The following is a 20055-nucleotide window of genomic DNA, read 5'->3' on the forward strand; positions in this document are numbered from 1 at the left end:
TAGCGTACACAGTTTTAGGATGACGGCAAGACCCCGACAGACGGAGAAGTATGAGTAGTTCCGCGCCCGACGACGAGCTGCCGCGCAATGTGCAGCTGGCATGGGGATTGAGCGACCCCGGCACCAGGGGCCCACGTCGGGGTCTCACGCTCGACCAGGTTCTCGACGCCGCGATCACGGTGGCGAACGCCGACGGGTTCGACGCCCTCTCGATGAGCCGGGTCGCGAAGGAGCTCGGCTTCACCACGATGTCGCTCTACCGCTATGTCGACAGCAAGGATCAGCTCGTCGAACTCGCCTGGGATCGCGCACTCGGACTGCCCCCCGAGATGCCCTCCGAGGGCACCTGGCGGCAGCGACTCGACATCTGGGCGACCGCTGAGTACCGCGGACTGCGCGCGTACAAATGGTTGACCGAGCATCCGATCCGAACGGCTCCGTACTGGCCCAACCACATGCGCTGGCTCGACGCCGGTCTCGGTGCTCTCTCGGAGACACCCTTGGGCGAGGAAGCAAAAGTACAGATCGCCCTGACGACCTCGCTGTATGTCATCAGCCGCGCACGGTTCTCCTGGGAACTCGAGTCCGTCGTCGGGGGCGACCGACTCGACTACGCCTCGGTGATGCCTCGCATCCTCGACCCGCAGAAATACAGGTTCGTACTCGCCGCGGTCGCCGCCGGTGCATTCGATTCCGACGAGGACGAAGACCCCGCGGCATGGCACGAGTACGACTTCCGATTCGGACTCGAGCGGCTGCTCGATGGAATCGACGTACTCATCGGACGTTCGGAGGAGAAAAGATGACAGATCTGGTCCAACGTATGCGCGACCGCGTCAGTGCAGCGATGCCTGCCGCGCGCACCGAACTCGCGACCATGGTCGCCTTCCGGTCGGTCGCCGACCCGCGACAGTTCCCTGTCGACGAATGTGTCGGAGCCGCCACCTGGGTGCGCGATGCCTTCGCCGCAGCCGGAATCGCGGAGGTCGAACTCATCGAGACCTCCGACGGGTCGCTCGCCGTCGTCGGGCACAGTCCGGCGCCTCCCGGAGCGCCCACCGTCCTGCTCTACAGCCATTACGACGTCCAACCACCGGGGAACGAAGACCTCTGGAACAGCCCGCCGTTCACGCTCACCGAACGCGACGGCCGCTGGTACGGACGCGGCGCCGCCGACTGCAAGGGCAACATCGTGATGCACCTGCTCGCGTTGCGCGCGGTCCTCGAAGACGGACCGTTACCGGTGGGTGTGCGGATCGTCATCGAAGGATCGGAGGAGATGGGCGGCGAGGGCCTCGACCACCTCGTCGCCGAGCGCCCCGAGCTGTTCCACGCCGACCTCATCATCATCGGCGACAGCGGCAACACCGAGGTGGGAAAACCCACTCTCACCACAACACTGCGCGGCATCGCGAACGTCGATATCCACCTCGAAACGCTGAAGGGCGAAGTACATTCCGGCATGTACGGCGGGGGAGCACCCGACGCGCTCGCCGCCCTCGTACATCTGCTCGGCACCTTGCGCGACGCCGACGGAAACACGGTTGTCGACGGTCTCGACGCCACCGCGACGTGGGACGGCGTGCCGTATCCCGAGGACAGATTCCGTGCCGACGCCGGTGTCCTCGACGGGGTCGCGTTGCCGACCTCCGGCGCGATCGCCGACGCCGTCTGGGCCCGACCCGCCGTCACCGTGCTCGGAATCGATGCACCTCCGGTCGTCGGCTCGGCCGCCGCGATCGTGCCGCGCGCGTCGGCACGCCTGAACCTGCGAGTGCCGCCCGGGGTCGACGCGACCGCCGCGCAGGATGCGCTCGTCGCGCACCTCGAGGCGCGTGTGCCGTGGGGCGCCCACCTGCGGATCGAGCGCGAGGCCGTCGGTGAACCGTTCCGCGCCGTGACCGACGGCCCCGGCTACACCGCGTTGCGTTCCGCGCTCGAAGCCGCGTACGGACGTGAGGTGGGCACCGCCGGCCAGGGCGGGTCGATCCCGCTGTGCACCGCACTCCAGCGTGCGGTGCCGTCGGCGGAGATCGCGCTGCTCGGGGTCGAGGAACCCCGCTGCGTCATCCACGCACCGAACGAAAGTGTCGATCCGTCCGAGATCGAGAACCTCGCGGTCGCAGAAGCTGTGCTGCTGAGCACTCTAGGGCGCTGAGCGCTCTGGGTTGCTGAGCTCTTCGGCCGGCCGGACCGAGACGGTCAGACCGACAGGTCGCGTCGCAGCTTCGCGACGTGCCCGGTCGCGCGGACGTTGTACTGGGCGACCTCGATCTTGCCCTCCTCGTCGACGAGGAACGTCGACCGGATCACACCCGTGACCGTCTTCCCGTACATCTTCTTCTCCCCGAACGCGCCCCACGCAGTGAGCGTCGTCTTCTCCGGGTCGGAGAGCAGCGGGAAGGTCAGCTCCTGGTTGTCGCGGAACTTCGCGAGTTTTGCAGGCTTGTCGGGCGAGATGCCGAGCACGTCGAGTCCGGCGTCGTTCAGTTCCGCGAGGTTGTCGCGGAAATCGCAGGCCTGCTTCGTGCATCCGGGAGTGCTCGCGGCGGGGTAGAAGTAGACGATGACCTTGCGTCCGCGGTAGTCGGACAGCGACACCTCGTTGCCGTCGGCGTCTGCGAGCGTGAAGTCGGGAGCGGTGTCACCGGGAGTGAGTCTGCTGTTTTCCGTCATGTCCGCGACATTAGTAGACCGATCGTCCATTACCGTGGTCGCAGCACACTGCAGCGACTTTCTGGAGGATCACGTGGCTAGGGACACCGGCGACATCGAGCGGGACATCGAAAAGGCCCGCAATCAGCTCGCGAGCACACTCGACGAACTGAGCCTCCGCGCAAACCCGAAGACCCTGGTGGCGAACACCAAGCAGACCCTCGTTGCGAAGGTCACTCAGCCTCAGGTGAAGAAGTATGCCGTCATCGCGGTGGGGGCAGTGGTGGGGCTGCTCGTACTGCGCAAGGTTCTGCGCTGATCCCATCAGTTCCACGGAGTGCCCGCGTCGTTCTCGACGCGGGCACTCCGTGTCTGTGCAGAGGACGCTCCCAAGTGCCGCATCCATGGGCGTGACGTGCTTCACTGAATGGAGTCGGGACCCGGCTTTGCTCGAAGGAGGCGACCGTCATGCGGGATGCCCAACGCAGTGCACGACTACTCCTGGCCACGATTCTCGCCACCGTCGCGTGGTTCGGGTCGGGAGGTGCGGCCGCCGCGGGGACGGTAGGCCACGCGCCGCCCGGCGGTATCGGAATCTCGGCGGTCGAGCCGGCCGTCGGATCGGTGGTCGGTGTCGCGCACCCGGTGATCGTGCGATTCACCGCACCCGTCGCAGACCGAGCGGTGGCCGAGAGCGCAGTGCAGATCACTACCGCCACACCCGTCGACGGACACTTCTCCTGGGTGAGTGATCAGGAGGTGCAGTGGGTGCCCGACGGTTTCTGGCCCGGCAATACCGACGTCACCGTCGTCGTCGCCGGGACGCGGACCCATTTTCAGGTCGGCGACTCGTTCATCGCGGTGGCGAACCGCTCGACCCACCAGTTCACGGTCAGTCTCAACGGTGAGGTCGTGCGGACGATGCCGACGTCCTTGGGCAAGCCCGGATACGAAACGCCGGTCGGCAGCTTTCCGGTGCTCGAGAAGTTCCGGCACTTGGTCATGGACTCGTCGACGTATGGCGTGCCGATCGACGCGCCCGAGGGCTATCGCATCGACACCGAGTATGCGGTGCGGCTCACATGGGGCGGCATCTTCGTGCACGCCGCGCCGTGGTCGGTGGATTCGCAGGGATACGCGAACGTCAGCCACGGCTGCATCAACCTCAGCACCGAGAACGCCGGCTGGTACTACGGGAACGTCAAGCTCGGGGATCCCGTGATCGTGGAAGGGTGATTCTTTCTACAGTGCCGAAAAAGCCCCACCCCGGTAGTGTTTCCCGGTGTGAGGCTCTTCGCTGTGCGCCATCAGGGACTCGAACCCCGAACCCGCTGATTAAGAGTCAGCTGCTCTGCCAATTGAGCTAATGGCGCTTGGTGTTTCTGTCTCCGGGCTTGTTGTCTCGGCGACGAAGAGAAGATTACACACCTTCGAAGATCGCGCCAAATCGCCTGGTCAGCCTCGATTTGGGCTGCTTCAGCTGTAACGGGCGGGCGGGCAGAGGCGATTCGGTATTCGAACGTTACCGGCGTCGGGGGGCGTCGAGAAGCCTGTTCGAAATACAGGCTGGCAAAATCGTTTTGCATAGGTTACCTGCAGTTTTGGCGTCTGCGGGGAGGCAGGAGCGGAGAGTGGCAGTGCAAAAAGAACAAGTGGTCGGTCCGCGTCGTCGGCGGACCGGGACTGTGCTGGGGTTGATGATCGTCGGATTTATGGCCTTCGTCACTGCCTGCTCGCCCGGCTCGGGCGGCGGGGCGGACGAGGTGCCGATCGACTCGAATCCGCTCGCAGCACTCATCAAGCCGACCGTGTCGGCCAGCGTGGAGGACGGCGGCGTCGGCTTCTCACCGATCGATCCGGTGACGGTCTCGGTGGTCAACGGCAAGCTCGAATCGGTGACCCTGCTCAATCCCGCTGGGGAACCGGTCGGCGGCGTGATCGAGGACGACGACGCAACCTGGGTCAACACCGAGCCGCTCGGGTACAACCGTCAGTACGTACTCGAAGCCGTCGCTTACGGACTCGGAGGTGCCACCACCTCGACCCTGTCGTTCACGACCTCGTCTCCTTCCAACCTCACCCAGCCGTACGTGATGCCCGGCGAAGGTTCGGTCGTCGGTATCGGTCAGCCGGTCGCGGTGCAGTTCGACGAGAACATCCCGAACCGTCTTGCCGCCGAGGAAGCGATCACGATCACGACGAACCCTCCGGTGGAGGGTGCGTTCTACTGGGTCAACAACAGAGAGGTGCGTTGGCGGCCCGAACACTATTGGGCTCCCGGCACCACCGTCTCCGTCGACGTGAAGGCGTACGGCAAGGACATGGGCGACGGCCTGTTCGGTCAGTCCGACGTCAACACCTCGTTCACGATCGGCGACTCGGTGATCATTCGGGTCGACGACAACACCAAGCAGGTGGTCGTCAACCGCAACGGTGCCGACGTGATCACGATGCCCACGTCGATGGGTAAGAACGACACGCCCACGCCCAACGGCGTCTACACGATCGGCGACCGGTTCGATCACATGGTCATGGACTCGTCGACGTACGGGGTGGCCGTGGACTCGTCGGAGGGTTACCGCACACCGGTGGACTGGGCGACCCGCATGTCCTACAGCGGCATCTTCTTCCACTCGGCTCCGTGGTCGCTCGGCGACCAGGGCTACCGCAACACCAGCCACGGCTGCCTGAATCTGAGTCCCGCGAACGCCAAGTGGATCTTCGACAACACCAAGCGCGGCGACATCGTCATCGTGAGCAACACGGTCGGCGGGGTCCTGTCCGGCACCGATGGGCTCGGTGACTGGAACATTCCATGGTCAACCTGGAAAGCCGGTAATGCGAATGCATAGCCGGTGAGCCGTCTTCGAACGTGGCTCAGCGCCGTCGTGGCGCTGGGCCTCGTTGCTCCGCAGCTGATCGGGTCGCAGACCGCGGCCGCCGCGCCCGCCCCGGGCGCGTCCGTGGGATCGGATCCGGGCACCCTCGTGGCGGTCGAATCGCTTCCCGCTGAGCTTTCCCTTCCCGGCGTGGCCGTCGCCGAGAAGATCGAATACCGCACCCAGTGGCGCTCCGGTGAACCCACGGTCGCGACCGGTGCGCTGTTCGTGCCGGAAGGCGACGTACCCGACGGTGGCTGGCCGGTCGTCGCGTGGGCCCACGGGACCACAGGAGTTGGCGACGACTGTTCGCTGACGACACGCACCCCGCGGTCCGACGTCGAGAAGATGTATCTCGGACACTGGCTCGAGCAGGGCTATGCCGTGGTGGCAGCCGACTATCCGGGGCTCGGTTCGGAGGGGCTCCACCGCTATCTCGACGGTCAGAGCGCCGCGAACAGCGTCGTCGACAGCGTCCGCGCCGGCCGTGCCGCCGACCCGTCCCTGTCTGATCGATGGGTGGTGATCGGGCACTCCCAGGGCGGTCACGCGGCCCTGCACACCGCCGATATCGCTACCTCCCGCGCGCCGGAACTCGACTTCCGGGGCACTGTCGCAACCGGAGCACCGGCCAACCTCGAGTCGGCATTCACGCTCGGCGTTCCTGGACTCCCGGATCCGGGCCTGTGGGGGCTCGTGGCGTTCAGTGGCTACCTGTTCTCCGGAGTGCGCGATGCGTATCCCGATGTCGATATCGACAGCTATTTCACTCCCGCAGGCAGGGAGATCCTGGATCAGGCAGAGCAACTCTGCTACGACGACCTCGATGACGTCGCGCGGAGCGTGCCTGTCGGGGAACTCCCGGCACGTCCGATGTTCGAGGGCCAGTTGCCTGCCGTCCTCGCCGACTACCTGGCTGTCCCCACCTCCGGCTACGACCGACCGATCTTTCTCGGCCACGGCGTGCACGATGTGATGGTGCCGATCCCGTTGTCGGCGAAACTGGCGGCGGACATGACGGCGTCGGGTACCGATGTGGACTATCGCGTGTACATGGCGGGGCACTTCACCAGCATCGAACGGTCGATGCCCGACACGACACCGTTCGTGGCACGGCTCTTCACGCACTAGAGCGACGTGTGAGTGCAGTAAGGACGACAGACGAGTAAGGCCCCGACCGGAATCTGGTCGGGGCCTTACTTCGGGGTGAGTGACGGGACTCGAACCCGCGACAGCCAGGATCACAACCTGGTGCTCTACCAACTGAACTACACTCACCATCGCATTCGCGTACGGTCTTCGACCGCGTGCGCCTGCGGTACAGATACTAGCGTGACTTTGATGGAAAAGCCGAATCGCCTGGTCAGGCGGGTCCGAGGTCCTTCACGGTGGCGGCGATATCGGCCGACGACGGTCCGGGTTCGGCGACGAACACCGTGCGCCGGTAGTAGCGCAATTCGCGGATCGATTCCTTGATATCGGCCAGCGCACGGTGCGACAGGCCCTTCTCCGGCTGGCCGAAGTAGATCCGCGGGAACCAGCGGCGGGTCAGTTCCTTGATCGAGCTGACATCCACCATGCGGTAGTGCAGGAAGCTGTCGAGTTCGGGCATGTCCCTGGCGATGAAAGTGCGATCGGTTCCGATCGAGTTGCCCGCCAGGGGCGCGGTGCCCGGTTCGGTGACATGCTCACGGATGTAATCGAGCACCAGTTTCTCTGCTTCGGCGAGGCTGACGGTCGAGCGTCGCACCTCCTCGGTGAGTCCGGACTTCGCGTGCATCTGCTGCACCACGTCCGGCATGGAGGCCAGCGCCTCATCGTCGGCATGGATGACGATGTCCACTCCGTCGCCGAGCACATTGAGGTCGCTATCGGTGACCAGCGCAGCAATCTCGATCAGCTTGTCGCTGCCGATCCGTAGCCCGGTCATCTCACAATCGATCCATACGAGTTTGTCCTGCACGACACACAGAGTAGCCAGACACTGGAACGGTTAAGGTCGTCGGTGGGTGCGCCGAGGTCTGTCACACGTCGATAGGGGAGATCGCATGGCCGAAACTTCGCGACCGAGTACGACCATTGCCGACGGATATGCCGTCGCAGGGAACGCCCTGGAACTGGGGGCCGTCCTGCACGACGGCACGGTCGATCCGGCGGCCCACGTCCGGATACCTCTGGCGACTCTGAACCGGCACGGCCTGGTCGCCGGTGCTACCGGCACCGGCAAGACCAAGACGATCCAGCTCATTGCGGAACAACTCTCCTCCGCGGGAGTGCCGGTTGTCGTGGCCGACGTGAAGGGCGACCTGTCGGGTCTGTCGGCGGCAGGGGAGGTCGACGATGCGCTCGCGGCCCGTGCGGTGGAGACCGGCGACGACGACTGGGATCCGACCGGCTTTCCCGTACGTTTCTATTCGCTGGGCACCGAGGGGGTAGGTATCCCCGTTCGCGCGACCGTCACCGCGTTCGGCCCTATCCTGTTGAGCAAGGTGCTCGAACTCAACGCGACCCAGGAATCCACGCTGGGGCTGATCTTCCACTGGGCCGACAAGAACGGTCTCGCGTTACTCGACCTGAAGGATCTCCGCCAGACCATCGCGCACCTGACCAGCGACGAGGGGCAGGCGGAACTCCAGGGAATCGGCGGAGTCTCCAAGGCAACAGCAGGTGTCATCCTGCGGGCGATCGTCAACTTGGAAGCCGCGGGCGGCGACACGTTCTTCGGAGAGCCCGAGCTCGAAACCGAGGATCTGCTCGAAGTCATCGGGGGGCACGGGATGCTCAATCTGATCGAGCTCGGCGATCAGGCGATGCGCCCACAGTTGTTCTCCACGTTCCTGATGTGGTTGTTGGCAGACCTGTTCCAGGCACTTCCGGAGGTCGGCGACCTCGACGAACCGAAGCTGGTGTTCCTCTTCGACGAGGCCCACCTGCTGTTCGCGGATGCGTCGAAGGCGTTCCTGCAGCAGATCGAACAGACGGTGAAGTTGATCAGATCGAAGGGTGTCGGCGTGATCTTCTGCACCCAGCTACCGACCGATATTCCGAACGCGGTGCTCTCACAGCTCGGCGCACGCGTCCAGCATGCACTGCGCGCGTTCACCCCCGACGACCAGAAGGCGCTCACGAAGACAGTTCGTACCTACCCGACGACTGAGTTCTACGACCTCGAGGAAGCCCTCACGACATTGGGGACGGGCGAGGCGATCGTGACGGTGTTGTCCGAAATGGGGGCTCCCACGCCGGTCGCGTGGACGCGGATGCGCCCGCCGAGGTCGCTGATGAACACGGTCGGCGAGAACGCAATGCGTGCGTCCGCGCAGGCGAGCCCGATGTACGGGAAGTACGGCCGCACCATCGATCGGGAGTCGGCATACGAAAAGCTCACCGCCACGGTGTCGGGTGCACCGAACAATGATCCGGAATTCGAGGTGCCTCCGCTGCCGGAGCGCCCCGGCGAGCAGGCACCGGCGGCGCCGGCCGAGGACGGGGCGACCCTCGTCGAGCAGGTGCTCGGCAACAGTGCAGTGAAGGGGTTCCTGCGTTCGGCAGCGTCGGCCGCCGGTCGTGAGATCTCGCGAAGCATCTTCGGGACCGGCCGCCGACGCCGCAGGTAGCTCCTAGACCTTCGCGGCGACGCGGGGAGCTGCGGATCGTGGCTTGCTGGAAGCCCGCGGACGATCGGGCCGCTCGACAACGATCTTCTCGTCGGAACCGCCGCTCGGAGTCGTCTCGAAATCGTTGCGCAGGAACGATTCCCGGGAGTCGTCCAGGATCTCCATCCACGGTGCGGGGAGCGGCGGGGCGGTGGTTCCGGTGAGGGTCGAGGCGTAGCTGCGGTTCCGGTAGCCCATGATGTCGTTCTTCTTGTCCTTCTTCCACTGCTTGAACACCTCGCCCTGGCGCTCGACGTGGAATTCGGGGTAGTCCGTCCGATCGACGAGGTCGCGGATGTACGCGGCCTGGAAGTCGATGTCGTCGATCGGAGTGCTCAGGGCTTCTTCGCGGGTCCGCCACGACTCGATGTCCGCGTCGCGTGCGTCGAAGTCGGGCAACGAGATCCGCCCCAGTATCACGTCGCGTGCGTACCAGGCCTGCGCGTCGAACATGTTGAAGGTGAAGTACTGGTCCTGCATCCCGAGGTACATCAGACGCGGGTTGTCCTGGAAGAAGATGCCCTTGTAGATATTTCGCGGGTAGAGCCGGTTGTTGGTGCGCAGTTGCAGGTCGTCGGGCAGGAATGGGAAATGGTGCTGATAGCCGGTGCAGAGCACGATGGCGTCGACCTCGCGGGTGCTGCCGTCCTTGAAGTGCGCGGTGTTGCCGTCCACGTGGGTGAGGAGCGGAACTTCGGAGAACGCTTCGGGCCAGTTGTGTCCCATCGGCCCGGAGCGGTAACTGAAGGTGATCTCCTTCGCGCCGTACTTGTAGCACTGCGTTCCGATGTCCTCGGCCGAGTAGCTGCTTCCGACGAGAAGCAGTCGCTTGCCTTCGAATTCGGAGGCGTCGCGGAAATCGTGCGCGTGCAGGATACGGCCGGGGAATCGGTCGAGGCCGTCGAAATCCGGCACGTTCGGAGTCGAAAAGTGTCCGGTGGCAACGACGACGTGGTCGAATTCGTCCGATTCGAGTGTGCCTTTGTCGTGGTCCATCACGGTGACGGTGAACTTCTCGCTCTGCTCGGAGTAGTCGACCCACCGGACCGTTGTGTTGAACCGGACGTACTTGCGCACATCGCTTTTCTCGACCCGACCCATGATGTAGTCGAGGAGGACCGCGCGCGGCGGATACGAGGGGATGGGTCGCCCGAAATGCTCCTCGAAGGAGTAGTCGGCGAACTCGAGGCATTCCTTGGGTCCGTTGGACCACAGGTACCGGTACATACTCGCGTGAACGGGCTCGCCGTGGGCGTCGAGGCCGGTGCGCCACGTGTAGTTCCACATTCCGCCCCAGTCCGCCTGCTTCTCGTAGCAGACGATGTCGGGGATGTCGTCGAGACCGGCTTTCCGTGCTGCCTCGAAGGCGCGCAGCTGCGCGAGCCCACTCGGTCCTGCTCCCAGAATTGCGATCTTCGACGACAAGTTGTTTCTCCCGTGTTTGTGAAAATTTTCCCGTGATCCATTGCTAGCACACGTGTCGGCAGCGAAAATTTCTGGCACGGTATGCCAATCGTCGACATTCTGAAGGGAAACGCCAGGTGGGAGCAGGTAGATCGGTGTGAAGCCAGTGCCACTGCGATGTGTCTGGGATCACCGTAATAGGACAGAACCGGCGACCGATGCGTGTGCATCGATCGCCGGTTCGCGAGAGGACCGACCGTCAGCCTCCGAGCTTCTTGTAGAACGCACCCGCGATAGGGGCGGAGATGGACCGGGGGGAGAACTGACCCGCTGCCGACATCGCCTTCGAGATCAGACCGGGAACGATCCGCATCCGGTTCTGTGCGAGCGCGTCCAGCGACACCTTCGCGGTGTGCTCACTCGAGATCCACAGGAAGTCGGGAACGATCCGATCGACGATCGACGCTTCGGACGGATCCGGGAGCTCGGTGCGCACGGGCCCCGGAGCGAGCAGAGTGACGTTCACGCCGCTGCCCTTGAGCTCGCCCCGAAGCGACTCGGAGAAGGTGTTCACGAACGCCTTCGTCGCCGCGTAGGTCGCGTTGTTGGGGATCGCCATGTTGCCTGCCGCGGAACCGACCATCAGGATCGCACCGGACTTGCGCTCCACCATCCCGGGAAGCACCGCCAGCGTCAGATCATGCACGGCAACCGCATTGAGCTCGACCTGTGCCCGTTCGTAGGACGGATCCAGCTCGGCCACCGCCCCGAATGTGGCAATACCTGCGTTGTTGCACAGAACGCTGATCCGCCGCGTGGACAACTCGTCGACGAGGCCGGTGCGGGAATCGCGGTCGGACAGGTCGCATGCGCGAACCTCGACCTCGACGCGATGTGCGGACCGGAGCTCGGTCGCGAGCTTCTCCATGACGTCGCCTCGTCGCGCGACGAGGATCAGCGAATGCCCGCGCACCGCGAGCTCGGTGGCCAGGGCCTCGCCGATACCGGAGGAGGCTCCGGTGACGACGGCACGTGCATCGGGGTGGGGGTTCGGCAGAGTCACGGTGTGTCAGCTTAGCGGGGCCTCGGCGACTCGTCGCCCGACCGGCCGACCCCACCGCCGGTCACGCGTTCTTCTTGTCCTTCTTCGCTTGACGACGAGCACCCTTTGCGATGGACGATGCCTCGTATTTCTTGCGGCCGGAAGAATCGCGAGTCGAATCGGCGCGGGCCTTCCCGGCCGATTTCACCTTGCCCTTGCCCTCAGTGCCGGCAGGTGATACGGGGGAGTCGCTCCGGGCGAGTGCCAATCGCTCCTCTTTGAGCTCCAGGGCAGACTGTCGCGCCACCGTGGCCAGTCGACGACTGACCCGCGCGAGTGCATCCTCGAACACCTCCGCCTTACCGGCATTGCGCTGGTTCGCTGCCCGGCCCGATGCGCGGGACTTCTTCTTCTCGACCTTGTCGGCGCCGCTTCTGCGGTAGAGCTTGACGTACTTGTTGCGCGCCCGACGGGTCCGGGTGTGCAGGTCGATCAGATCGTCCTCGGTGAGTTCGGTGATCTGCGATTTCTTCGTTTCCTGAACGAGAACGAATTCGTCCTCGGACAAGGTGTTCACGAGCTTCGCCATATCGATTCCGATCGTCGCGATATTTCGCTGCCACGCAGCAGAATATCGGAAGGGGCAGGTCGGCGACGGTGTTCGACGAGTCCGATCGGGAATTTCGGTGGGACGAGAGATGGGTCGGTCGTCCCCCCATGACGACCGACCCTGCACCCGGAGATGTGCTCCGGGCGAGACCTATCCCGCTGCGTACTCCACAACGGGGTCGCCGGGAGCGTCCGTGGTGGTGTAGGACGGCCCGAAGTACTCCTGGATTCCGCCTCGGACCTGGTTCACGCGCGCGCCACCCGCGCCGGAGTGGTCGTCGTCGGAGAAGCGGAACGGAACCAGATTGGGGCCCTGGAAACCGTTCTCCGTGATTGCGGCGACGATCGATTCTCGGGTCGGGTTCTCACCGGCCGCTTCGAGCGCCTGCACGAACAGATACGCCATCGACATTCCGTAGACGATGTTGCCGTCGAACTCGGCCCCGCCGTTGTGCTTGTCGTTGATCTCCCGGAACTGGGCGGTCCATTCGTCGTTCTCGCTGAAGTGCGACGGCAGATAGTTGGTGCTCAGCAGGCCTTCTGCCAGGGGCGCGGCTTCCCCGAGTGTTTTGGACAATGTCACGAGATCGCCACCGACCGACGCGGTGGTCCACTGCGGAGCGAACCCCAGACGGCCTGCGGTGCCGATCGCCAGTGCGGTGAATCCTGGGATCGTGGCGAGCATGACCACCTCGCAGCCCGCCGCCTGAAGCGCTCCTATCTGGGGTGCGACGTTGGTGTTGCTCGTGGAGTACGTCTGGCGTTCGGCGACGTTCTCGGCGCCGACGATCTGTTCGACCCCGACGAGGTAGTCGGCTCCGAAGTCGTCGTCCTGACCGAAGGTGCAGATCTTCTTCCCCGGCAGGTTCTTCTGGACGTGGTCGGTCATGACCTTCGCTTCGACCGTGTAGTCGGCGTTGTATCCGAAGGTCAGCGGATACTTGTCGGGCTGGTTCCAGGTTCGCGATCCGGATGCGACGAACAGGTCGGGCACGCCGTTGGTATTGAGGAAGTCGAGCACACCCGAGTGGGTGGGTGTGCCCAGTCCGCCCAGAATTGCGAACACCTGGTCTTGCAGGACCAGTTCGCGGACCACCTGCTGGGTGTTCGCCGGGTTGTACCCGTCGTCGTGCACCTTGTATTCGATGGTGCGGCCGTGCACGCCGCCCTGTTCGTTGACGTGATCGAAGTACGCCTGGGTCGCGGCGGGGATCTTCGAGTAGCCGGCCGCGGCGGGTCCGGTCATCGGCATGTGGGTGCCGATGAGGACGGAGGTGTCGGTGACGCCGGTGGTATCACCCTCGCCGGAGGAACCGCCTGTCGTGCTGGTACCGCTGCCGCATCCGGCTGCGGTGAGAGCCACGGTCGCCGCGAGTGCGACGAGCGGGATCAGGTGTCGCCGAGATCTGATCATCGGTGTGCCTCTGCTTTCGGTGTGGTGGAGACAGGAGCGGGTGCGGGAACCGAACCCGATCGGTGGCGCGGGGAGCGCCCGCGCGGCGACACGGCGTGCACAGCGCGAGAGAACAGGCCCTGGAGGCCTGACGGAGCAACGAGAACGACGGCGATCACGGCAATGCCGAACAGTGCGACTGCGAGATTGCCGTCGAGGCGTTCGGCGAGCGCCGGGGACATCTGCAGGGAATCGGTGGCTGCTGCGACGAGCGCGGGCAACACGACCAGCAGCACCGCACCCCACACTGCGCCGAGGAGGGAACCGAGACCGCCCACGACCACACCCATGAGCAGGAACAGGGAGAACGTCACACCGAATGCGCCGGGGGACGCGCTCTGCGTCACCATCGCCAGAACGCCGCCGCCGAGTCCTGCGGCTCCCGAGCTCACCACGAAGGTGGCGATCTTGGTGCGGGTGACGTCGATTCCGGCGAGGCGGGCGGCGATCTCGTCGTCGCGCACGGCCTGCATACGTCGCCCGAACTCACCGGAGATCAGGTTGGCGAGCGCAAGGACGGTCACGGCGGCAGCGAGAACAGCGACGGTGGCGTGCCATTGTTCGACGGTGAACAGCGCGGAGATCCCGCTCGGGGGGCCTTCGACGTACGCCCACAGCCCCTGGTCTCCGCCGAGAAGCCCTGAGAACGTAGTGGTGATCGACGGGATCGCGACGACGAGGGCGAGGGTGAGACCGGCGAGGTAAGGGCCGTGCAACCGTGCGGCCGCCGCACCGACGATCACTCCCACGACCGATGTGAACACGACTGCCGCGGCCAAGGGGACGAGCAGTACCGCGATGCCGGTGGCTCCCGCGTCGCCCATTTCGTTGGCGGTGAGCGCGAATGTGTAGGCCCCGCAGGCCATCAGCGCTCCGTGTCCGAGTGACAGCTGGCCGTTGCGTCCGATGAGTACCGTCAATCCGGCTGTGGCGCACACGTACGCGGCGATGGTGGCGAGTTGGTAGTTCCGGAACGGTGGCAGGACGAAGATCGCGACGATCACCACCGCGGTCGCCCCGACGATCCACGCCGTGCGGCTCACGGATGCGGCGAGTTGTGTCGACTTCATGTGTCAGACCTGCCTTGTCGCTGTGCCGGAGAAGATGCCCTGCGGCCGGATCAGGAGGACGCCGAGCAACGCCAGGAGCACTGCGATCGGCGCGATACTCCCACTGAGGTAACCGCTGACGTACCCGAGCAGCAGACCGGTGACCAGGCCGCCGATGACCGCGCCGACCGGGCTGTCGAGACCGCCGATCACCGCCGCCGTGAACGCGAAGATGAACACGAGGTCGACCGCGTGCGGGTTGAGTCCGAGCTCGGTCGGTACCACCAGGAGCGCTGCCAGAGCTCCGACGGCGCCGGCGAGAGCCCAACCGAGGGTGAGCATCGCCGAGACCTTCACACCCAGAAGACGCGACACGTCCGGTGAGAACGCCGACGCGCGCATCTTCAGGCCGACGTCGGTGCGTGTGAACAAGTACGCCAGTGCAATGACCACGAGACCGACTGTGGCGAACACGAAGAGGTCGTACGGGGAGAGCAGTGCCACGTCTCCCAGCCGGAGAGGTTCCCGGCTGAAGGGCAACTGCATCGGTCTGAAGTCGTTACCGAAGAGCATGCCGAGTACGGCGTGCAGCACCAGCACCAGGCCCAGCGCGACGATGACCGCGGCCAGAGGACGGTTCGGGTCGAGACGGCGCATCAGTACTCGTTCGACGAGTGCGCCGAGAACGAAACCGCCGGCGACAGCGGCGATGAGCCCGTACCAATACGACCCCGTCGCCGAGGTCACCGAATAGGCGATGTACGTGGTGGCTGCTGCCATCGCACCCTGCGCGAAGTTGATCACCCGGGTACCGCGCCAGATGAGGACGAGTGCGAGCGCGAACGCGGCGAAGACGGCTCCGCGGGCGAGGCCATCGACGGTGAGGAACAGGAATCTGTCCATGGTGCCTCCTCAGAAACCCAGGTATGTGGTGCGGAACTCGGGGTCCTCTGCGAGTTCTGCGGCGGATGTGGCGACGACGACGCGTCCGAGCGACAGCACGATTGCCTGATCGGAGATGGGCAGTGCGCTGTGTACGTTCTGTTCGACGAGCACGACCGTGAGCCCGGTGCGGTCGCGCAGGTCGCGAAGGGTGGTCATGATCAGGTCGACGATGCGCGGGGCCAGCCCCAGCGAGGGTTCGTCGAGCAGTAGCAGCGTCGGTCGTGCGACGAGGGCACGGCCGATCGCGAGCATCTGCCGTTCCCCGCCGGAGAGTTGGTGTCCCGAGCTGTCGCGGCGTCTGGCGAGCGGCTCGAACATCTCGTACATCTCGGCGACGGCGCGCTTGGCGTCGGCGCGATCCTTTCGCCACAGGCCGCCGAGTCGGAGATTCTCGTCGACGGTCAGTTCGCCGATCACGCCGCGTCCTTCGGGGACATGGGCGACGCCGTGGTGCACCAACTTCTCGGTGGGCACCCCGCGGAGCGAGGTACCGGAGACGTTGATGGTGCCCTGGATCGACGGTAGCGACCCGGACAGTGCGCGCAGCAGGGTCGTCTTACCTGCGCCGTTCGGGCCGACCACGGCCGCGATCGTGCCTGCCGTGACTTCGAACCCGACGTCTTGGAGCACGGGGGCGGGGCCGTAACCCGCAGTGAGATTGTCGACCTGAAGCAGGGGCGCGTTCACGAGGCCTCCCGGTCGCCCAGGTAGGCCTGAGCAACGACGGGATCGGCTTTGATCTCATCGGGTGAGCCCTGCGAGATCACGCGTCCGAAATCGAGAACGACGATGTGGTCGCACACCGACATGATCAGGTCGACGTTGTGCTCGACCAACATCACCGAGACGGTGCCGCCCGCCCGGCGCGGAAGTGCGCCGATGAGTTCGCGCAGGTCGTCGATATCTGCCTGGTCGAGTCCGCCGGCGGGTTCGTCGAGAAGCACCAGGGTGGGGTCGGAGATCAGTGCGCGCGCCAGCGCGACCTTCTTCGCGACGGGGTAGGGCAGTGCGGAGGGGAGGGCGTGCGCATAGCTGCCGATACCGAACTCGTCGAGGAGCGCCGCGGCATCGGCGACAGCCAGCCGGTTGCTGCGGGCTGCCGGCGGGAGCCCGAGCAGGCCGGCGGCGAAGGGGGCGCGGTGTCGTCCGGAGGCGCCTGCGGTGACGTTCTCGAGCGCTGTCAGTCCGTTGAACAGTCCGAGCCCCTGCAGCGTCCGGGCGACACCGCGGGCCGCGAGGCGGTGGGGGACGGGGGCGAACGGTTCTCCGTCGAACGACATGGAGCCGCTACCCGGGCGGATGAATCCGCAGATGACGTTGAACAGGGTGGTCTTCCCCGCGCCGTTCGGCCCCATGATTCCGACGACCGATCCGGCGGGGACCTGTAGGCAGACGTCGTCGAGTGCGACGATGCCGCCGAATCGGACGCCGATGCCGGCCAGTTCGAGTCGTGAAGTTTCAGCAGCGTCGGTGCTGGAAGTGTTCTGTACCTGCACTAAAGATGCACCTTCTGGTTCGTGATTCGGTGGAAATGACACCGAAGCGTAGTTGAAGTTGAGATCGACATCACTTTTGGCGATAGGTTACAACACTGTCGGTGTAGATTCCTACCGTCCGAGCGAAAGTTCTTCGAGGAAGCGATGCGCTCGGACCTGAAGTACCCGATCGCCTGCGGTATCGCTGGCAGACTGAGGTCGGGCAGTGCTACGAAAGAAACGGGGAAGTGTGGGGACGAACGGCTCCGACGGTCGGACGGCGCGTGCGGAGCGCACCCGCAGATCCGTGATCGAGGCGCACATTCGGCTCATCGAGAGCGGCGAACTGAAACCGACAGGCGCGCAGATCGCCGACGCAGCGGGGGTTTCGTTGCGTGCGTTGTGGGCCAACTTCAACGACCTCGAAACGTTGTTCGCTGCGACGGGAGCCGAAGTCCTGAGTCGCCAGGACGAGCAATTCGTGCCGGTGTCGCCGGAGTTGCCCCTCCCGGACCGCATCGAACGGTTCTGCGCCCAACGGGCGCGGCTCCTCGAATTGGTTGCCCAGCAGGCGCGTGCTGCGTCGCTCCGCGAATCCGTTTCGCCCCAGCTCCGCACGAATCGGCAGCTGCACATCAAGCGTGTGACCGACGAGATCGAGATCCTGTTCGTGCACGAGCTCATCGGGTTGACCCGTACCCGTCGCACTCAGGTGGTGCAGGCGCTCGGAATCGCTTCCACGTGGGCGTCCTGGTCGGTGCTCCGCGACGAGTACGCACTCCCGGTGGACGAGGCAGTGGCGGTCATGCGCCAATCTGTCTCCGCGCTCCTCGCGTCGGCTGTACACGTCGCACTGGGCTGAACTTCAGTCGGCATGGCCTAGGACGTACGCGGTCCGCCGGTGGACTTCAGCTTCGTCTGGACGCGGCGGCCCTGCGCGACCATGAGCGGTACGGCCTTCAGGCCGAACCGAGGGAGCATATCTCCCACGCGAACCATGAGACCGCGCCAGCGGGGGATCGTGGTGACCAATCGAGGCCTGTCGAGTACTTTCCGGACCGCGCCGACGACCTCGTCGGGCCCGAGCAGCTTGCCGGAGAACGACAGTGCCGAGGCCGGATCATCGAGTTTGTCGTACAGCATCGGTGTCCAGATGCCGTCGGGGCAGATACACGAGATGTCGATGTTCGTGATGCCCGCGAGCCGCAGATCGGCGATCGTGCTCAGACTGAAGCCGATTGCCGCGTGTTTGGACGCTGCGTAGACCGCCTCACCGGGTACGGCGGTCAGGCCGGCGAGCGACACGATGTTGACCACGTGACCTCCGCCGTCGCGCATCCCCTCGAGCGCGGCAACAGTGCCGTTGATCGTGCCGAGAGCGTTCACCTCGATCATCAGCCTGCGGGTCGGCTCGTCTTGTTCCCAGACCGGGCCGGTGATCAGCACTCCGGCGTTGTTCACCCACAGATCGAGACGCCCCGCTCGTTCGATGATCGCATCCCGGGCGGCTTCCACCTGAGCGTATTCACGGACGTCGACTGCCAGTGAGGTTGCACCGCCGCCGAGTTCGTCGGCCGTGACCTGTGCTGCTGCGGCGTCCACGTCGGTGACGAGAACGCGGTACCCGCGCTCGACGAGAAGCGCGGCGATCTGCTTGCCGAGACCGCGCCCGGCGCCGGTCACGACCGCTCCCGCAGGTGTACGGGTCATCGAAGGTCCGCTTCGATCTCGCCGTACTCGATTCCGCCGTGCGCGTAGGTCGGGACGACCGGCCACTGTCGTTTCCGCGGAGCGAGCTCGCTCGACGGCAGGATCTGGAGCCAGCGCGGATCGGCCTTGCAGGGATCGGCCAAGGTCTTCTCCTTGATCATCGAATCGTACTGATCGAGAGAATCTTCCAGCGTATTGGCATTCGGGCAGATTTCGCGTCCGAATTTCTCGTGGTACTTCCACACGCCGGGGATCCTCGAGAGTTCGGGCTGCCAGTTATCCAGGGAGATACCGTTTTCCGAGGATACCCAGACGCCGTCCGGGGTGTTCACGACGAGCGAATGGTTGCCATCGGTGTGACCGGGCGTCCACAACAACGCGATTCCCTGGCCGAGTTCGATGTCGCCGTCGAATGTCACGAACTTCTCCGGAGCCACCCCGCCGAGACCGCCGTCGACGTACCACGCCCACTGCATGGGATGCAGCGACTGCAGGGTGGCGAGCTCGCGGCTGTGTACCAGCATCTTCGCGTCACCGAACAGCGCTCGGCGTGGCCCGGTTTCGCCTGCGATGACCTCGGAGGAGCCCAGGATCATCCGAGGATCTTGCACGTGCAGGTGGTCGAAGGTGCAGAAGTCGATGTCGCCCGGCTCCAGCCCGAGTTGTGCGAGCACATCGCCTGGCTCGTTGTAGTAGCTCAGGACGAGTTTCTCCACGAGATGACCGCCGGGAATCCTGTCGATGAGGGTGCGCAGGTTGCGGTAGAACGGAGCTTCGGCCGAACCGTCGGGCACAGTCGGTTCGAACACCAGCGTGCGAGGAGTGCCATTCCAGTCGTCGTACTGGACGACGATCATCCGGTTGATCATCGAGATCAGTGGTAGTGCCGGCACCGAGACGGCATCGTGGAAGGCGTACTTGACCGGGTAGGGCGCGGCAGCGATGTCCACAGACTTGATCGCACGGACCTGCCCCTGCGTCGTGAAGCGCTTCTTGTACGCCTCTGCGGCGCGACGCACCGCTGTCAGGCGCTCGCCCCGAGGCCAGACCTCATGTACGCCGTCGAATTCCGGGATCGGGCGTGCGCCGATCTCCGTGAGCTTCGCGTCGCTTCGTCCTGCCTGCTTCACCATGAGACTGCTCCTCGCGCCCGTGTCGTCTGTTTCAGCGTGCAAGGT

General features: G+C 65.0%; 20 protein-coding genes and 2 tRNA genes. 8 read left to right on the forward strand and 14 right to left on the reverse strand.

Annotated features, from left to right (window positions below; genetic code table 11):
* The first annotated feature begins 50 nt into the window (after positions 1-50).
* The gene (locus ACFWCF_RS20220) at positions 51-806 is read left to right on the forward strand and encodes a TetR/AcrR family transcriptional regulator (protein ID WP_378565100.1); all 756 of its coding nucleotides are present in this window, start codon (positions 51-53) and stop codon (positions 804-806) included.
* A complete protein-coding gene (locus ACFWCF_RS20225) occupies positions 803-2158 on the forward strand; it encodes a dipeptidase (protein ID WP_378565103.1) in 1356 nt (451 codons plus the stop codon). The genes ACFWCF_RS20220 and ACFWCF_RS20225 overlap by 4 nt, the downstream gene beginning before the upstream one ends.
* Positions 2159-2202: 44 nt before the next feature.
* Here the strand turns inward: ACFWCF_RS20225 and bcp are convergent, their stop codons facing one another.
* Positions 2203-2676, reverse strand: coding sequence for a thioredoxin-dependent thiol peroxidase (bcp, locus tag ACFWCF_RS20230; protein ID WP_378492705.1), 474 nt, complete (start codon positions 2674-2676; stop codon positions 2203-2205).
* 73 nt (positions 2677-2749) lie between these two features.
* Here bcp and ACFWCF_RS20235 point away from each other — a divergent pair, with 73 nt between their 5' ends.
* Positions 2750-2974, forward strand: coding sequence for a DUF3618 domain-containing protein (locus ACFWCF_RS20235; protein ID WP_378565106.1), 225 nt, complete (start codon positions 2750-2752; stop codon positions 2972-2974).
* Between the two features lie 149 nt (positions 2975-3123).
* Positions 3124-3891 (forward strand): L,D-transpeptidase family protein, encoded by a 768-nt coding sequence (locus ACFWCF_RS20240; protein WP_378565109.1) that lies wholly within the window; start codon positions 3124-3126, stop codon positions 3889-3891.
* 64 nt (positions 3892-3955) lie between these two features.
* Here ACFWCF_RS20240 and ACFWCF_RS20245 read toward each other — a convergent pair.
* Positions 3956-4028 (reverse strand) — tRNA-Lys (locus ACFWCF_RS20245).
* Positions 4029-4352: 324 nt separating this feature from the next.
* Between ACFWCF_RS20245 and ACFWCF_RS20250 the strand changes: the two genes are divergently transcribed.
* Entirely contained in the window at positions 4353-5507 is a 1155-nt protein-coding gene (locus ACFWCF_RS20250) for an Ig-like domain-containing protein (RefSeq protein ID WP_378565353.1), read from the forward strand.
* Between the two features lie 3 nt (positions 5508-5510).
* Entirely contained in the window at positions 5511-6665 is a 1155-nt protein-coding gene (locus tag ACFWCF_RS20255; protein WP_378565112.1) for an alpha/beta fold hydrolase, read from the forward strand.
* A 74-nt stretch (positions 6666-6739) separates the two neighbouring features.
* On the opposite strand, the gene ACFWCF_RS20260 is transcribed toward ACFWCF_RS20255, so the two are convergent.
* Together ACFWCF_RS20260 and orn are read right to left on the reverse strand one after the other, a co-directional pair.
* Positions 6740-6812: transfer RNA gene (locus tag ACFWCF_RS20260), tRNA-His, on the reverse strand.
* Positions 6813-6897: 85 nt separating this feature from the next.
* Positions 6898-7497: an oligoribonuclease gene (orn, locus tag ACFWCF_RS20265; RefSeq protein WP_378565115.1), complete on the reverse strand. Its 600-nt coding sequence runs from the start codon at positions 7495-7497 to the stop codon at positions 6898-6900.
* Between the two features lie 85 nt (positions 7498-7582).
* Between orn and ACFWCF_RS20270 the strand changes: the two genes are divergently transcribed.
* On the forward strand, positions 7583-9151 hold the full coding sequence (locus ACFWCF_RS20270; RefSeq protein WP_378565118.1) for a helicase HerA-like domain-containing protein: 1569 nt from the start codon (positions 7583-7585) through the stop codon (positions 9149-9151).
* A 3-nt stretch (positions 9152-9154) separates the two neighbouring features.
* On the opposite strand, the gene ACFWCF_RS20275 is transcribed toward ACFWCF_RS20270, so the two are convergent.
* The 8 genes from ACFWCF_RS20275 to ACFWCF_RS20310 all read right to left on the reverse strand — a co-directional run bounded on the left by ACFWCF_RS20275 (position 9155) and on the right by ACFWCF_RS20310 (position 17188).
* A complete protein-coding gene (locus ACFWCF_RS20275; protein ID WP_378565121.1) occupies positions 9155-10615 on the reverse strand; it encodes a flavin-containing monooxygenase in 1461 nt (486 codons plus the stop codon).
* Between the two features lie 238 nt (positions 10616-10853).
* Positions 10854-11657, reverse strand: a complete 804-nt coding sequence (cmrA, locus tag ACFWCF_RS20280) for a mycolate reductase (protein WP_378565124.1) — start codon at positions 11655-11657, stop codon at positions 10854-10856.
* 61 nt (positions 11658-11718) lie between these two features.
* The gene (locus tag ACFWCF_RS20285) at positions 11719-12225 is read right to left on the reverse strand and encodes a hypothetical protein (protein ID WP_378565127.1); all 507 of its coding nucleotides are present in this window, start codon (positions 12223-12225) and stop codon (positions 11719-11721) included.
* Between the two features lie 171 nt (positions 12226-12396).
* Positions 12397-13659: an ABC transporter substrate-binding protein gene (locus ACFWCF_RS20290; RefSeq protein ID WP_378565129.1), complete on the reverse strand. Its 1263-nt coding sequence runs from the start codon at positions 13657-13659 to the stop codon at positions 12397-12399.
* The gene (locus tag ACFWCF_RS20295; RefSeq protein ID WP_378565132.1) at positions 13656-14768 is read right to left on the reverse strand and encodes a branched-chain amino acid ABC transporter permease; all 1113 of its coding nucleotides are present in this window, start codon (positions 14766-14768) and stop codon (positions 13656-13658) included. The genes ACFWCF_RS20290 and ACFWCF_RS20295 overlap by 4 nt, the downstream gene beginning before the upstream one ends.
* Positions 14769-14771: 3 nt before the next feature.
* The gene (locus tag ACFWCF_RS20300) at positions 14772-15650 is read right to left on the reverse strand and encodes a branched-chain amino acid ABC transporter permease (RefSeq protein ID WP_378492956.1); all 879 of its coding nucleotides are present in this window, start codon (positions 15648-15650) and stop codon (positions 14772-14774) included.
* Between the two features lie 9 nt (positions 15651-15659).
* Positions 15660-16379, reverse strand: coding sequence for an ABC transporter ATP-binding protein (locus ACFWCF_RS20305; protein ID WP_378492955.1), 720 nt, complete (start codon positions 16377-16379; stop codon positions 15660-15662).
* Positions 16376-17188, reverse strand: coding sequence for an ABC transporter ATP-binding protein (locus ACFWCF_RS20310; RefSeq protein ID WP_378565135.1), 813 nt, complete (start codon positions 17186-17188; stop codon positions 16376-16378). Before ACFWCF_RS20310 ends, ACFWCF_RS20305 begins: the two co-directional genes overlap by 4 nt.
* Positions 17189-17417: 229 nt before the next feature.
* Between ACFWCF_RS20310 and ACFWCF_RS20315 the strand changes: the two genes are divergently transcribed.
* The gene (locus tag ACFWCF_RS20315) at positions 17418-18029 is read left to right on the forward strand and encodes a TetR/AcrR family transcriptional regulator (protein WP_378565138.1); all 612 of its coding nucleotides are present in this window, start codon (positions 17418-17420) and stop codon (positions 18027-18029) included.
* A 17-nt stretch (positions 18030-18046) separates the two neighbouring features.
* On the opposite strand, the gene ACFWCF_RS20320 is transcribed toward ACFWCF_RS20315, so the two are convergent.
* Complete coding sequence (locus ACFWCF_RS20320) at positions 18047-18877, reverse strand: SDR family oxidoreductase (RefSeq protein WP_378565141.1); 831 nt, start codon at positions 18875-18877, stop codon at positions 18047-18049.
* Complete coding sequence (locus ACFWCF_RS20325; RefSeq protein WP_378565144.1) at positions 18874-20010, reverse strand: hypothetical protein; 1137 nt, start codon at positions 20008-20010, stop codon at positions 18874-18876. The genes ACFWCF_RS20320 and ACFWCF_RS20325 overlap by 4 nt, the downstream gene beginning before the upstream one ends.
* Positions 20011-20055 lie beyond the last annotated feature (45 nt).

Source organism: Rhodococcus sp. NPDC060090 (assembly GCF_042729855.1).
Taxonomy (GTDB): Bacteria; Actinomycetota; Actinomycetes; order Mycobacteriales; family Mycobacteriaceae; genus Rhodococcus.